The 14,214-nt window shown below is 50.2% G+C and carries 16 protein-coding genes; 9 read left to right on the forward strand and 7 right to left on the reverse strand.

Translation table 11 applies throughout. From position 1 onward, the window contains the following. The first annotated feature begins 160 nt into the window (after positions 1–160). The 7 genes from AC5FXQ_RS00675 to AC5FXQ_RS00705 all read left to right on the forward strand — a co-directional run bounded on the left by AC5FXQ_RS00675 (position 161) and on the right by AC5FXQ_RS00705 (position 4,719). Positions 161–1,117 carry a CvpA family protein gene (locus AC5FXQ_RS00675; RefSeq protein ID WP_493600580.1) on the forward strand — a complete coding sequence of 319 codons (957 nt, stop codon included), beginning with the start codon at positions 161–163 and terminating at the stop codon, positions 1,115–1,117. Positions 1,118–1,155: 38 nt separating this feature from the next. Next, entirely contained in the window at positions 1,156–1,377 is a 222-nt protein-coding gene (locus AC5FXQ_RS00680) for a hypothetical protein (protein WP_493600581.1), read from the forward strand. 287 nt (positions 1,378–1,664) lie between these two features. Continuing rightward, the gene (locus tag AC5FXQ_RS00685; RefSeq protein WP_493600582.1) at positions 1,665–2,519 is read left to right on the forward strand and encodes an ABC transporter ATP-binding protein; all 855 of its coding nucleotides are present in this window, start codon (positions 1,665–1,667) and stop codon (positions 2,517–2,519) included. Beyond that, positions 2,503–3,279 carry a hypothetical protein gene (locus AC5FXQ_RS00690; RefSeq protein WP_493600583.1) on the forward strand — a complete coding sequence of 259 codons (777 nt, stop codon included), beginning with the start codon at positions 2,503–2,505 and terminating at the stop codon, positions 3,277–3,279. The genes AC5FXQ_RS00685 and AC5FXQ_RS00690 overlap by 17 nt, the downstream gene beginning before the upstream one ends. A gap of 15 nt (positions 3,280–3,294) precedes the next feature. Then, positions 3,295–3,687, forward strand: coding sequence for a GntR family transcriptional regulator (locus AC5FXQ_RS00695; RefSeq protein WP_493600584.1), 393 nt, complete (start codon positions 3,295–3,297; stop codon positions 3,685–3,687). Next, positions 3,684–4,421, forward strand: a complete 738-nt coding sequence (locus tag AC5FXQ_RS00700) for a GIN domain-containing protein (protein ID WP_493600585.1) — start codon at positions 3,684–3,686, stop codon at positions 4,419–4,421. The genes AC5FXQ_RS00695 and AC5FXQ_RS00700 overlap by 4 nt, the downstream gene beginning before the upstream one ends. Positions 4,422–4,434: 13 nt before the next feature. Then, positions 4,435–4,719, forward strand: a complete 285-nt coding sequence (locus AC5FXQ_RS00705) for a hypothetical protein (RefSeq protein ID WP_493600586.1) — start codon at positions 4,435–4,437, stop codon at positions 4,717–4,719. A 62-nt stretch (positions 4,720–4,781) separates the two neighbouring features. On the opposite strand, the gene AC5FXQ_RS00710 is transcribed toward AC5FXQ_RS00705, so the two are convergent. The 3 genes from AC5FXQ_RS00710 to AC5FXQ_RS00720 are packed head-to-tail and all read right to left on the reverse strand — an operon-like array spanning position 4,782 to position 6,437. Further along, entirely contained in the window at positions 4,782–5,450 is a 669-nt protein-coding gene (locus AC5FXQ_RS00710) for a hypothetical protein (RefSeq protein WP_493600587.1), read from the reverse strand. Between the two features lie 43 nt (positions 5,451–5,493). Beyond that, on the reverse strand, positions 5,494–5,925 hold the full coding sequence (locus AC5FXQ_RS00715; RefSeq protein ID WP_493600588.1) for a carboxypeptidase regulatory-like domain-containing protein: 432 nt from the start codon (positions 5,923–5,925) through the stop codon (positions 5,494–5,496). A gap of 56 nt (positions 5,926–5,981) precedes the next feature. Beyond that, the gene (locus AC5FXQ_RS00720; RefSeq protein ID WP_493600589.1) at positions 5,982–6,437 is read right to left on the reverse strand and encodes a GNAT family N-acetyltransferase; all 456 of its coding nucleotides are present in this window, start codon (positions 6,435–6,437) and stop codon (positions 5,982–5,984) included. A 105-nt stretch (positions 6,438–6,542) separates the two neighbouring features. Between AC5FXQ_RS00720 and AC5FXQ_RS00725 the strand changes: the two genes are divergently transcribed. Next, the gene (locus AC5FXQ_RS00725; RefSeq protein ID WP_493600590.1) at positions 6,543–6,743 is read left to right on the forward strand and encodes a hypothetical protein; all 201 of its coding nucleotides are present in this window, start codon (positions 6,543–6,545) and stop codon (positions 6,741–6,743) included. A gap of 169 nt (positions 6,744–6,912) precedes the next feature. Further along, positions 6,913–7,740, forward strand: coding sequence for an Ig-like domain-containing protein (locus tag AC5FXQ_RS00730; protein WP_493600591.1), 828 nt, complete (start codon positions 6,913–6,915; stop codon positions 7,738–7,740). A 50-nt stretch (positions 7,741–7,790) separates the two neighbouring features. Here AC5FXQ_RS00730 and AC5FXQ_RS00735 read toward each other — a convergent pair whose 3' ends face one another. From AC5FXQ_RS00735 to AC5FXQ_RS00750, 4 genes are all read right to left on the reverse strand, one after another. Beyond that, positions 7,791–8,705, reverse strand: coding sequence for a YihY/virulence factor BrkB family protein (locus tag AC5FXQ_RS00735; RefSeq protein ID WP_493600592.1), 915 nt, complete (start codon positions 8,703–8,705; stop codon positions 7,791–7,793). Between the two features lie 189 nt (positions 8,706–8,894). Continuing rightward, the gene (locus AC5FXQ_RS00740; RefSeq protein ID WP_493600593.1) at positions 8,895–10,787 is read right to left on the reverse strand and encodes an amidophosphoribosyltransferase; all 1,893 of its coding nucleotides are present in this window, start codon (positions 10,785–10,787) and stop codon (positions 8,895–8,897) included. Between the two features lie 16 nt (positions 10,788–10,803). After that, positions 10,804–12,312 (reverse strand): NADH-quinone oxidoreductase subunit N, encoded by a 1,509-nt coding sequence (locus tag AC5FXQ_RS00745; protein ID WP_493600594.1) that lies wholly within the window; start codon positions 12,310–12,312, stop codon positions 10,804–10,806. A 58-nt stretch (positions 12,313–12,370) separates the two neighbouring features. Further along, entirely contained in the window at positions 12,371–14,116 is a 1,746-nt protein-coding gene (locus AC5FXQ_RS00750; protein WP_493600595.1) for a complex I subunit 4 family protein, read from the reverse strand. Between the last annotated feature and the right edge of the window lie 98 nt (positions 14,117–14,214).

Here is a 14,214-nt window from a genome sequence, read left to right on the forward strand (position 1 = left end):
AGGTATCTGATATGTCCTTTTCAGGACTTCTTCATCTACGCAGAAAGCTTGTAAAGAGTCGCGCCATACCTTATTTATTGTCAACTGCTGGTCAGGCCGGAACGGTTACCCCGTCATCTTTGCATGTCAACTGTCCGTACTACCTCTAAAAAGACCTGGAATGAACGCCCTTGATATTCTTCTCACCCTTATCGTGCTGTTCAGCGCCTACATGGGCTGGCGTCGTGGCTTTGCCTTTAGTCTGCTCGACCTGGTGCGCTGGGTAGGCACCCTGATCCTGAGCTTCCGGCTATACCCCTCACTCGCCGACTGGCTCAGCCGAGCCACCGATTGGAGTGTCTACTGGATTCCCCCTATCTCCTTTTTTATCATCGCGGTGCTATCGAGTATGCTGATCCAGTTTGTCGGGTCGCTCATACTGGATCAGTTCTCTGACGAAATGCATGCCCACCACGTGAACAAAGCGCTTGGCACCCTGCCCGGACTGCTGAGCGGCATCATCACCATTGCGATCATTTCAATTCTGCTGCTGTCTTTTCCATTCCCGGAGCGCTTCCAGGGCTATGTGCAGGGAAGCAGCATAGCAGGCAGATTCGGAACCTATACCCATCTGGCGGAAGATGAACTGGCCCCTGTGTTTGACCGGGTGGTGAAGCGTACCCTCAACAAATTGACCATTGCGCCGGAGTCGGGGCAGTATATTGAGTTGCCCTTCACGGCCGACGACTACCAGCCGAAGCCAGCACTGGAGGCCCGCATGCTGGAGCTTGTGAACCAGGAGCGCATCGCGATGGGTCTGCAACCCTTGCAGGCAGACACGGCCCTCACAACCGTCGCCCGCCGCCACGCAGCTGATATGTTCACGCGCGGGTATTTCTCACATGTAACGCCCGAGGGAGCCAGTGCTGCCGACAGAATCCGGGCTGCCAATATTCCGTTCAGAGCAGCTGGTGAAAACCTGGCCCTGGCCCCTACCCTGACCATTGCCCATAAAGGTTTGATGGAGTCGCCGGGTCACCGGGCTAACATCCTGCATGTGCGCTTCGGGCGGGTAGGTATAGGCGTGCTGCAAAGCAGGAGGCATGGCCTGATGATCACGCAGAAGTTCAGGAATTGACGTATACCTGAACAGGTCAAGGTATAGCCATGCAACACATGAACAGCAACTTTCTAAGCATACAGGTTGGCAGCGACAAAATGCGTACTGTCTTTCTGGTGGATGTCAGCAAATTGTGCTTTGCCTACTTCAAACCTGAGACAGAGCAGCAAACTGCCAAACTCGTGCTCGACTTCGGAGCCTCCCAAAAGATATTCGAAAAGCAGGAAGCAGAGCAGGTATACCTGACTCTTTCCAATCACCTAGCGAAGCAGGTATAGCAACCACAATAACACCTCTATTTGAACCGCGCATCCCTTGCAGCAGGCGCTGGCTTGTATACCGCAACTGATGACACTTCACTCTGGCAGCAGACTGGAGCATTGCCTCCTGTCCTTTACCTATACATTATTTGGTCTTTTTCGGACAGATGGAGCTATATCACATAAACACCTGACTCTAGACTATATACCTTATATCAAATATTTATTTAGAATAATTTGGTATTGATAAAACAATATCTACATTTGTAGTGTACTATTAAACTAATACACTAAAACAAACGGATATGATACAGATCAAGAACCTTAGTTTTGGGTATAGCCGCAAGTCGCTGCTGTTCCGAAACCTGAACCTTCAGCTGCAGGAAGGCCATATTTATGGACTGTTGGGCAAGAACGGAGCAGGCAAATCTACCTTGCTCAAAAATATGGTGGGGCTGGTCTTCCCTATGGAGGGCAGTTGCCATGTAAATGGCTTTGATGCCAGTAAGCGCTACCCCGCCATGCTGCAGGATCTTTATTTTATTCCGGAGGAGATTTACATGCCCTCGCTCACGGCCAGGCAGTTTGTAGCGAACACGGCACCTTTCTATCCGTTTTTCGACGAGGATGTATTTTACCGCTACCTCTCCGAGTTTGATGTGCCGCAGCAGGCTGTGTTTAGCAAGATGTCATTCGGGCAGCAAAAGAAAGCCATCATCGCTTTCGGTCTGGCTACCAACACCAGCGTTCTGATCATGGATGAGCCAACCAATGGCCTGGATATTCCCTCCAAGGTACAGTTTCGCCGCATCATCGCTTCTGCGCTGACCGAGAACCGTTGCATCATCATCTCCACCCACCAGGTACGTGACCTCGACAGCCTGATCGACACACTGGTGGTAGTGCATGACCGGGAGATCGTGCTGAACGAGTCGCTTGATGCGATCGGTGAACGTCTCACTTTTACCACCCTTTCTGAAACGGAAGCCCAGAGCGCACTTTACGCCGAAGACGCTTTACGAGGCAAGCAGGCCATACTACCTAACCTGATGGGCAACTACAGCAAAGTGGACATGGAATTACTTTTCAACGCCATTACCAGTGGCAATACATCTGTAACCGAAATTCTTCAAAGACCTCAATATGAAAAATCACTTTAACTTGAGCCGCTTCGGTCTGCTGTTTCGCAAACACACGGTGGAGCATTACAAAACTTACCTGATGTCATTGGCTGTGCTGATTGGCGGCATATTCGCCATCATGGGCTTTATCAACTACATAGCCTCCGGGCCACTAGGACCTGCGGAACAGACAATCTTTTTTGTGTTGTTTCTGCCGGGTGCGGGCATGATGTTCAGCAGTACGGTATTCTCGCAGCTCGGCGATAAGAAGAAGGCTATTGCTTACCTGACTTTGCCTGCCTCGCAGCTGGAAAAGTACCTGGTGGGCTGGATTTACTCTTTTCCTGTATACCTGGTCCTTTTTGTGCCGGCATTCTACCTCGTGCTCTGGTTGCTGCTCCACCTTGATCCGCGTGTGGTTGGAGAACCTGAAATATTGAATGTGTTCACGGCCATGCCACCGTTGCACGAACTGATTATCCTCTATGCCCTATTGAACGCACTGATGCTGATAGGCTCTGCTTACTTTAACAAAAATCATTTTATCAAAACAGCTTTTGCAGGATTTCTGGCCATCCTCCTGTTCTACAACCTGAACAAACAAGTTGTACAGGCTATGCTGGGGCGTGACCTTGTGTCAGCAGGACCATTTTCAACAGCCATGTTCATAGAAAATGAGCAGCGCTTCGAGGTGGGGGCCTATGAAGGAAACGAGCCGCTGATTTTATTGCTGCTTGTTACCCTGGCCCTTATATGTTGGGCAGTGGCGTATTTTAAGATTAAAGAGAAGCAAGTATAGCGGGGAGGATAAAATATGGAATTTAAAGAGAATGAACCCATTTACCTGCAGATCGCGGCGCACGTGTGCGACCAGATTCTGCTGGGCAAATGGACAACAGAAGACAAGATACCCTCTGTGCGGGACCTGGCGGTAAGTTTTCAGGTGAACCCCAATACCGTGATGCGCACCTACGAGCAGCTGCAGAACCAGGAGGTGATCTACAACAAGCGTGGCATCGGCTTTTTTGTGGCACCAGAGGCTGTCAGGAAAGTGAAGGCGCAGCGCAAAGAACGTTTTATGCAACAGGACCTGCCCGCGTTTTTCCGTAACATCTTTTTGCTGGAAATAGAGCTGGACGAGATACAGAAGCGCTACGATGTTTATAAAATAGAAAATTACGAATCAGAAATTGAGCAGAAACCATGAAAACCAGCAATAAATTATTCCTCTTCGCTTTAGTTGTGCTCCTGAGCGCATTGGCTACTTATAACATCGCCTTAAAGGCAGCTTACAAAACGGACAAGTACCGCGACCCTTTGCGTAACCACACTGCCCTCAGCCTGTCGGGTTTTGAAGAGGTGGATGTAAATGCTGCACACATGTTGAATGTGCTGATCGAGCCAGGAGATAAACACGAGGTATACCTGCACAATAACTCGAAGGAGGTGATCTCAGTTACGCAGGACGGCGGTCGGCTCAAAATTGATGTCGCACTTACAGAAGAGCATGATCGTGTAGCCTGGCAGAGCCAGCATATTATAATCAGAACACCTAACCTGAAAGTGCTTCGCAGCGATGCGGTTCACACCGAAAACGGAGAGACTGTCTCAAATCTGAAGCCTACATACAACGGCAACAGACAGATACATATAAAGGGTCTTCAGCAGGAAGAAATGCAGCTTCAACTCGACAAAGGCAGCATAGTAAAGCTCAGCCGAAATACTTTTGTTCGCTTGCAAGCAGTAACAGGGGCCACTTCCGAAAGCGAGCCTAAGCTGCTAATTCTGGAAGACAACAGCATAGAGCAGGCCAATCTGGATATCCGCAACCGCAGCAACCTGACGCTGCGAGGTGTTGCTATACCTGAGCTACAGTATAATATATCGGAGCAGGCACAGGTAGAGCTTTCTGGTGAAGCATTGGCGGTACTTCGCAAATAACTTCTGAGCCGCTATGAAAAAAACAGCATCTATTTTATTAGCTGGGCTACTCTTGGTTATCCTGTCAGATGGCAGAATCAACAGGGCAAGCATGCAGAGCCCTTGCGCTGCAAACACTTATCATAATGCGGAGATGTGCCACCTGAGCTATGAAACTTCTCATCACCTAGAATCAGCTACAACAGCAACATTAGCTGAAAGTGCGATGCCGGAGCAGGTAGAAGAGCAGAAAGTAGCGATTACAAACAGGTTGCTGCAGCTGATGGATGCATTTGGAAAACTTGTGATGGTAATATAAGCAGCTAACTCGTTCAAAAGAAGGCCTGGTCTTAAGACCGGGCCTTTTGTTTGCATACCTGATTACAAGGTATAACTCAGGCCCAGCATGGAGTTGATCGTGTGCATCGGCTGCTTTAGATTACTGCGGTTGCCCTGTGCGTCCATAATCTCAAAGGTAGGCCGGGTATTGAGCACGCCTATTTCTAAAGTAAAAAGTATACGACCGCCCACTATCCCAAAACCACCACCAACACCATAAGCGAGAGCCGCTGCTGTATCGGAGCTGCGGCGGATAGGGCCAAAGGAAGTATCGATCTGCACCTCAGGTGATTTGTTGTAAGCTGCACCTACAGATCCTTTCACAAAGCCAAACAAGCTGCCAGGTGAACTTTGCAGGTATAGGTCCGCCAAGGCATAGGTACTCTTCCAACCGCTTGCCTCCCGGCGTAGTACCAGCGCATCGTCGGGTGATGCAAAGGCATCCAGGTCAAAGCGATTGAAACGAAATCCTGCCGTTGCGCCTACTGCCAGATAAGGCCTTACATCTACGCGATAATTACCCTCCAAATTGATTCCTTGCATTGCCATAGGTGGATAATCATCTTCAAAACGATCACTCTTGAAGTCACCAATAGGTGTGGCACTCCCGATTCGAAAGCCAATGCGCTGGGTATGCTGCGCCTGCGCCACCAGACCAAAGCACATGAGCAAGATAAAGACGAGCAGAATACGAGGCAAAGGATGGAGCATAAGACTTGCAGTTTAGATAGTTAAAGCTACATTGACGAGTACTTTAATCGATCAGAAAATGGTGGGTGAAGGTTGTATCGCGTTTCAGCTCGTCCCAGTACAAAGTATAGCTTTGACAATGCACCTGACTGCAACCCCTCCCCTGCGGTGCTACCTCAATGTGCCCCTCCTCCATTTCATCATCGCGAAGCAGGAAACGCAAGGTATAGTTGCCGCTGTCATCGGTGTAGGCCGCGGCCTTTTTCCTGATAGTGCCGCCTCCACCACCTCCTTTGAATGTCCGCAGGTTTCGCCAGGTCACAAGTAATTGCATGTTTTTGATGGGCTGCCCATTGCCCCGCAGCACCTGCCCACTTACCTCGGTGCAGGAACCGGGGCAATATTTACTGATGAAGTCATCCTCTTCTTTAGTGCAGCCGCTTAGCAAGCAGACAAGAGCCAGTAGCAAAGCATACGGGTGTATCCTTGTTTTCATATTGTGGCGGGATTATACATCAAGATAATAAAAAACCACTATACTTCAACTACTTGCTATACCTGCTTCACCATTTTGATGTGATCGATGCCGTCCTCATCATATACATCACTTGACTGCTCAAAGCCGAAGCGCTCGTAAAACTTTCTGGCATAAAGCTGTGCCCCGATCCGGATAGGGCCCTTCCCGAACAAGCGATAACACTCCTGAATAGACATCTCGACCAGTTCTTTGCCTACCCCTGTGCCACGCACCAGCTGGCTCGTCACGATGCGTCCGATCGACATCATATCAGGGTAAGAAACCCCGGCTGGCACCAATCGGGAAGTGGCTATCAATACCTTCTCCTCATTGTAAAACAGCACATGATGACACAACTGGTCTTTATCATCCATATCGGGGAATACACAGTTCTGCTCCACCACAAACACTTCGCTGCGTAGTCGCAGCATGTCATACAGTTCGTTCGGGGTCAGTTCGTGAAAGGCTTTGCAGATTTTGGTTAGGGCCATATAGCAGGGAGGTCTTAAGTTATTCGTAATGTTTGGGCCAAAGATACTGCTGCCTGTCATTTATACCTATATTTGCAACATCCCCAATAAAATACAGCGTTACCCATGGCTAATGACATCTTCGAGATACTTTTCAATATCATTCCATTGGCGTTATTTCTATACCTGTCCCTAACGCTCATGGGCGTCATCAAGTACAACCAACATACTGCCTTTCTCTCCAACGCCTCTCCCATCACTAAATTTGCGGTGTATGGCGGTACCGTAGCCTTTGCCATCATGGCGATAGCCGACCTGACAAAATAAGCCCTAACTTATCCTAAAAAATCATCTTTAAGGAATAAATAAGGAAATTGTATATAACAATAAAAAGATAGAACCGTATTTATAGGCACACACCACTCAATGCTCCTTTTATTTAGCATTGCGCTCACCTGAAGTCCTATCTCGTTTTACATCTCCAATTTATTCTTTCATGAAGCTCTTAAACAGCATAAGATTTACCTTCATCCTGATTTTATGTGCTACCCTCACAAGCTGTGATGACGACGACCCAATTGTATGTAACACTATTGCAGTGCATGATGGTAACGACCAACTCGGTATGCCAGGCCAGGCCATGGCTTCACCCTTACAGGTAAAGGTAGCAGATCCCTCTGGCAAGCCGGTTTCCAATGCCCAGGTTAGCTGGGAAGTAGTAGAAGGCGGTGGCACTGTAAGCACGAACACGACTAGCACGAACGCCCAGGGGATAGCCGAAGTAAACTGGGTATATGGACAGGAAAACGGCAAAGTTAGGGCGACTGTCAACAATCACGGTGACTGCACTGCCAACTCGGTGGACTTTGCAGCGAGCGCTCCACAACTGAGTCTGTCACAAACCGGATCTAGTGTGGTGCCTAAAAGGCTACGATCTAATGGAAGCTGCTACGAGTACGACTACATTATCAAGTACTCATCCAATATCGATCTCAGCCAATACTACATCGATGTGAAAGGAGAGTTCCAATACGCCAGCGAAACTAAGACAACATCGTACTTTAAGCAAGGCATCTTAGATGCAGCCAACAATACCATTTCTTACATGGATTGCTATACCTTTGAGGATGAAGCGTATATCGATGACTGGTTTACTGTTGCCCTGTTTAAAAAGTCAGATGTGCAGGACGGTAAAATTGTGACGGGTGCTGTGCCAGTTATCATCTCGGATAAGATGGGCCCGATTCGTACTACGAAGCCTGATGGTGCGCCAAGGTTCGATACCGGAAATTCTGGTCCAAGAGTGGCTCAACGAGGTAATTAATCAATAATACACCCTCTAAAAAGGTGTCTCTTCCATACAGAGGCACCTTTTTAGCTTTTATCCCCATTCACCTTCTCGTACTTCTCAGCAATCTCGGAAGGCTCCACTTTACGTCCGTGGTTGTTGGCATATGCTTTGGTTACTTCGGCACCAAGCATCAGGATAACAGAAGAGTAGAATACCCAGAGCAACACCACAACAAACGATCCTGCCGCAGCATAGAAGCCAACCACTTTTACACTGCTCAGAATATAGTCAATCACCTCTTTGCCGATCAGAAACAGAATGGAGGTAATAATACCTCCGGCCAGTGCGTCCCGCCACTGCACTTTGGCATCAGGGAGTATCTTGTGGATGGCCGTAAAAAAGGTGAGCACAACCAGAATTGAAAAAGCTGTCTTGATCAGTTTAATGGCAGAGGTCAGGTGTTCCTCCAGCAAATCGTAAAGCTCGTCATTGAACACCATCAGCGCTGCATCAAACAGCAGACTTGTCATCAACAGGAATCCCAGGCCCGCTACGATCCCCAATGTCACAAGGCGGTGGCGAAGCAGCTTCAGGTAGTTGACATCATGCTTTACCCTGATCTGCCAGACTGAATTCAGGGCTTTCTGCATGATAAAGAAAATAATCGTAGCGCTTTTCACCACCACGGCCACCCCGATCAGGATGCTCCAGAAACCGACAGGTATCTGTGTTACATTGTCCAGTAGGTCACTTACTTGCTGGCCAACCTCCTCACTCATCAGCTCCTCCATTTGCATGACGATCTCTGCCTGCACGGTCTCTTCGGAGAAGAAGATGGAACCGGCCAGCGTCAGCACAATTAAAATAGCAGGGAGGGAGAAGATCGTGAAAAAGGCAATGGCCGCACTGTACACAATAGGCTCGTCCCGCTGAAAGTTCTTGTATGAGTCCTTCAGTATCTCCTTTATCTTTACCCAAAAGCTTTGTTTGTGCTCCATGTTAGTAATAGCGCCTGACCTGCATTAGATTAACGACCAGGCTCCACTTTGGTTAAAAGGCGGGAACTGCAGAATTGTTCAGAATACGATGATCAGGCAGCCTTCGCTATACCTCGTATGGAGCATCTGAGTCATAAAAAAAGCCTGTCCTTATGCAGAACAGGCTTTTGATATAATATTTGGTGCTAATTAGTAAGCGCGAACGGCCTTGTTTTCCACGAAGTTCATGAAGGCACGATTCACGACACGGGTACCTCCCGGAGTCGGGTAGTTGCCAGTGAAGTACCAGTCGCCTTTGTGGTTCGGGCAGGCCAGGTGCAGGTCTTCGATGCGCTGATAGATCACCTGTACTTCGGCGTTCACCTCAGGTGCTTTCACGATCTCTGATACTTTGGCAGACAGTTCATCGTGTGTGAAGAGGTCGAACAGTTCTTTCACGTAGTTGGTCTCCATGATGGCTGGCGTACCCTGCACGGCCTGTATCTTGTCGTATACTTCGTCTACTTTGTAGTACATGCCACGGTCTTTCAACAGAGCCAGCATGGCACGGAAAGCGACAAACTCTTTCACACGCGACATATCAATGCCGTAGCAGTCCGGATAGCGGATCTGCGGTGCGCAGGAAACGATGATGATCTTCTTCGGCTCCAGTTTGTCCAGCATCTTGATGATACTTTTCTCCAGCGTCGTGCCGCGCACGATGGAGTCGTCGAGCACCACCAGCGTGTCGATGCCCTTCTTTACCACCTCGTAAGTCGTATCGTACACGTGCGTAACCAGATCGTCGCGGCTGTCGTTGTCGGTGATGAAGGTACGCAACTTCACGTCTTTGATCACCAGTTTCTCGGCACGCGGCTTAAACTGCAGGATCTCGTCGAGTTGTTCTTCGCTTAGTTCCTGGTTCAGGATGGCTTGCTTGCGGTAGGCTCGCAGGTGGTCTTCTATCCCTTTCATCATACCTAGCCACGAGGTTTCGGCCGTATTCGGGATGTAGGAGAACACCGTGTTTTTCAGGTCATAGTCAATCGCCTCGAGAATCTGAGGGCACAGGCGGCGGCCCATGTTTTTGCGCTCTTCATAAATCTCCGGGTCGTTGCCTCTTGAGAAGTAAATGCGTTCGAAGCTGCAGGATTTCTTCTCGAGCTGCGGTAGAATCTCTTTCAGGTCCGCATTACCAGCCTTGTCCACAATCAGGGCGTGACCAGGCGTGATCTCACGGATTTCGCTGTAGTCTATGTCAAAAGCGGTTTTGATGGCTGGTTTTTCAGAAGCCACCACGATCACCTCGTCATCCATATAGTAATAAGCCGGACGTATGCCGTTCGGATCACGTACCACAAAAGAGGCACCGTAGCCAGTCAGGCCTGCCATGGCATAGCCTCCGTCAAAGTCCTTGCAGGCACGCTTGAGTACTCGCTGCAGACTCAGGTTATCTTCGATCAGTGCGGTGATCTCTTTATTGGAATATTCGTCTTTGTAAGACTCGAACAGCATCTGGTTTTCTTCGTCCAGGAAGTGGCCGATCTTTTCGAGTACTGTGATGGTGTCAGATTTTTGCTTTGGATGCTGGCCCAGTTCAATCAGTTTATGAAACTGCTCGTCCACATTGGTCATGTTGAAGTTACCGGCCACGGCCAGACTGCGGCTGCGCCAGTTGTTTTCGCGTACCATCGGGTGGCAGTTATCCACGCTGTTGATGCCGTGCGTACCGTAGCGCAGGTGGCCCAGGTATACATCACCCAAAAAAGGCAGGTTCTGCCATACCCAGTTCGTATCTAGGGCTAGCTCTGGCTGGTCTTCTTTCAGCTTTTTGAACTCCTTGCCGATCTTCCCGAAAATACTGTCGATGGCGCGGGTCTTTACAGAGCGGAAACGGCTGATGTACTCCATACCAGGGCCCGCATCTATTTTAATGCTGGCTACCCCTGCCCCGTCCTGTCCACGGTTGTGCTGTTTTTGCATCAGCAGGTATAGCTTGTTGACACCGTACATGGGAGTGCCATACTTTTCAACGTAATATTCGATTGGTTTTCGGAGCCTGATCAGGGCTATACCGCATTCGTGCTTAATTGAATCGCTCATAGGGTTGTAAAAGTATCTAGGCCAGTAGTTTCTCTATCCAGTGCAGCAACAGGTCAGGCTTAAAAAAGAAGACCAGCAGCGGCAAAGCAAATAAAACCAGCAGCAGCTTATTTGACAGTGAAATAACTAATTTTTCGTCAGTTTGATTCCTTTTCAGGAAAAGGTAATATGGTATTTTGATATAGTAGAACAAAGCCAGCCCTGTAAGCAGGATGCCAGCCACAAGCAGCACCAGTAGCATCGGCTGACTGGTTGAGGTATAAGCTTCCCATACATTGCTAAAGACAAGCAGCTTGCCCATAAACCCGGCCAGTGGCGGAAGACCTGTGAGCGACAGCAGGTATAGCAGCGCCAGAACCCCGGCAAACGGAACACGAGCTCCCATACCCTGAAAATCCCCGAGCGTACGCACCTGCCAGTTTTCCTCGGCCATCTGAAGAAACAGAAACATGCCGAAGTTCATAAACACCAATACGGTCATATAAAACAGCACACTCACGGTATAGTCGCTGCCAAAAGCCAGCAGCGCCATCAGCAAAAAACCGGCATGCGACACCGAAGAGAAAGCCATCAGACGACGAGGCGTGCGCTGCCAAAGTGCCGTGAAGTTACCGACCGCCAGGGTAGCCAGTGCCGCTATACCTAAGAAAAGCTGCACATCAGAAAAGGCACTGCCAATGGTCGGGTCGGCGAAGGCAGCCACAAAGCGCAGGATCACAATGATGCCCGCTATTTTAGGACCGGTGGAGAAAAGGGCCACGATCGGCATGGGTGCCCCCTGGTAGACATCCGGCGTCCAGAAGTGAAAAGGAGCAGCTGATATTTTGAATAGGAAACCCGCAAACATCAGTATCGCCGCCACCGTCACCATCAGCGGACTGGCATCGAGCAGACTGCGCCAGAAAGACACTAAGGTATAGTCCAGCGAACCGGTGAGGCCATAGAAAAAGGACATGCCGTAGAGCATCACCCCAGCCGACAGCGTACCGTAAAGCACATACTTCAGACCCGCCTCCACAGCACGTTTTTCTTCTTTCAGGGTGAGCGTCAGGATATATGAGGCAATGGAAACAAGCTCAATCGCCAGGAAAACCATCAGCAGATTCACCGATTTGGCCATCAGGTTGAGCCCCAGCACCAGCATCAGAATCAGGGCATAGTACTCGCCTCGGCCCTCGCCCTGTTTGCGCTTTTCAATTTTGGGGTTTTGCAGGGAGAGCAGAATCGTAAAGATGCCCGTCAAACTGAAGAGTATACTTGCGTAGCGCGCAATGCCGTCGGATCGCAGCAGGTTCAGAAACTGCACCTCAGCTAAATGCCTGTCCAGCACCAACAGCACCAGCACAGAGAAAAGCCCGGTGAGGGCCACCCACGGCAGCAGCCGCTTAATTGTTTTGGATTTGAAGAGGTCGAGCGTAACCAGCAGCAGGAAGAAAATGGCCAGCAGCAATTCGGGCAGCAGCGAGCCTGCTCCAGCTAATATGCTGTCGATGGCCTGGGTGAGGTATGCTGCCTGTTCTTCCACGTGTAGGTATAAGGTATAAGTCAAGGCGCCTGAAGGGACATCCCGTCAGGCGCATCTGTTATCTGTGTAAAATCGCTTGCAAAATGTTCAGCTGCTCCTGTCCGTTTCGCAGCACCAGCTCCGTAAAGCCTGTTACAGACATACCTGTTTTGTCGAGCAGCAGGTGCGGGAAAATACCGAAGACAAAAGCCAGAATAGCCAGCGGCACCAGCATCAGGTACTCGCGTTTGGTCAGGTCTGTGATAATGGCTTTCTCACGCAGTTCCGGGAAGATCCAGTACTTGCCGAAGAACATCCGCTGCAGCGCCCACAGGTAATAAGCCGCCGATAGCAGCAAACCAATTACGGCCACTATTGCCATCCAGCGCGGCAGCATGCCCGTTGCCTCCGGTGCACTGAAGCTACCCAGCAGCACCAGCAGTTCGGCGATAAAGCCCGAGAAGCCCGGCAGACCAAGCGAAGCAAAAAAGGCGATGACGACAAAGGCCGTATAAGCCGGCATACGCTTGGCAAGTCCCCGGAAATTAAGGATCATGCGGTCGTGCGCCCGGTCGTAGATCACCCCCACTACCAGGAAGAGCATCGCAGAGATAAGCCCATGGCTGAACATCATGTAAATCGCGCCGTTCACGCCTTCATTCGTCAACGAGGCCAGTCCCAACAACACAAAGCCCATGTGCGACACAGAGGAGTAAGCGATCAGCTTTTTGAGATCGTTCATGGCCAGTGCACAGAGGGCTCCATAGATAATAGAGAGCACTCCCAGTCCGCCGACAAAGGTCGAGAAGTAAGCACCGGCATCCGGGAAAACAGGGTATACGATACGGATCAGACCATAACCGCCCACTTTCAGCAGGATAGCAGCCAGCAGCACCGAGATCGGTGTAGGCGCTTCCACGTGCGCATCGGGCAGCCAGGTATGCACCGGCACCGAAGGCACTTTGATCAGGAAACCCGCCAGCACCAGCAGGAAAGCCACAAAGCGAATCGGAAGGTCAAAAAGCGAAACCCCAGAGAAAATATGCAGCAGGCTGCCCGGTATAAAGTTAGCCGGCTCCATCATGGCCGGGATGCTGAAGGTGCGCACCATGTCCGCCTCAGCGATCGCGCCCTGCTGCAGCATCTGCTGCACCTGACGGATCAGGTCCAGACTAGCGGGTACGTTCTGCCCTACCAGCCCCATCTGCTGCGCCGTCGCTTCCGGGTCGATCACAGAGGTGTAAAGCCCAATCATCACAACCAGGATAAAGAGGGAGCCGATCAGGGTGTAGATGAAGAACTTAAGCGCAGCATATTCCCGTTTCGGGCCACCCCAGATGCCAATGAGGAAGTACATCGGCAGGAGCATGAACTCGAAGAAGAGGTAAAAGAGGAAGAAGTCGAGGGCCAAAAAACAGCCCATCACGCTGGTCATGAGCAGCAGGTACAGCAGGAAGTAGCCCTTCACATTTTTAGCGATGCTCCAGGACGAAATCACCCCGATCACCCCGACAATACCGGTGAGTAGCACCATGCCGATGCTCACGCCGTCCACACCCACAAAATACTCGATCTGGAAGCGCCCCAGATTACCTAACGAGAATCCAATCCAGTTGAGCTTCTCCACAAACTGGTAGCCCGTCTGTCCGTTCGCCGCCGAAGCGCCGTCGAAGCCCAGGTATAGCCACACAGCCACTGCCAGTTGCAACAACGTGCCACCCAGCGTTACTGCTTTTATACCCCGCTCCATGCGCGACGGTAGCAGCAACACCACAAGCGCTGCCAGCAGGGGAAGAAAAATAAGGCTGGAAAGAGTATAATTCATCAATATGTTACGACACAAGTATCACGTATCACGATGCACGGCTACGCCGCCGCGCACATGGACTGGTATTCTATTGCCCGTTGCTATACCGGGACTTA

Source organism: Pontibacter sp. LHS1, from assembly GCF_058932855.1.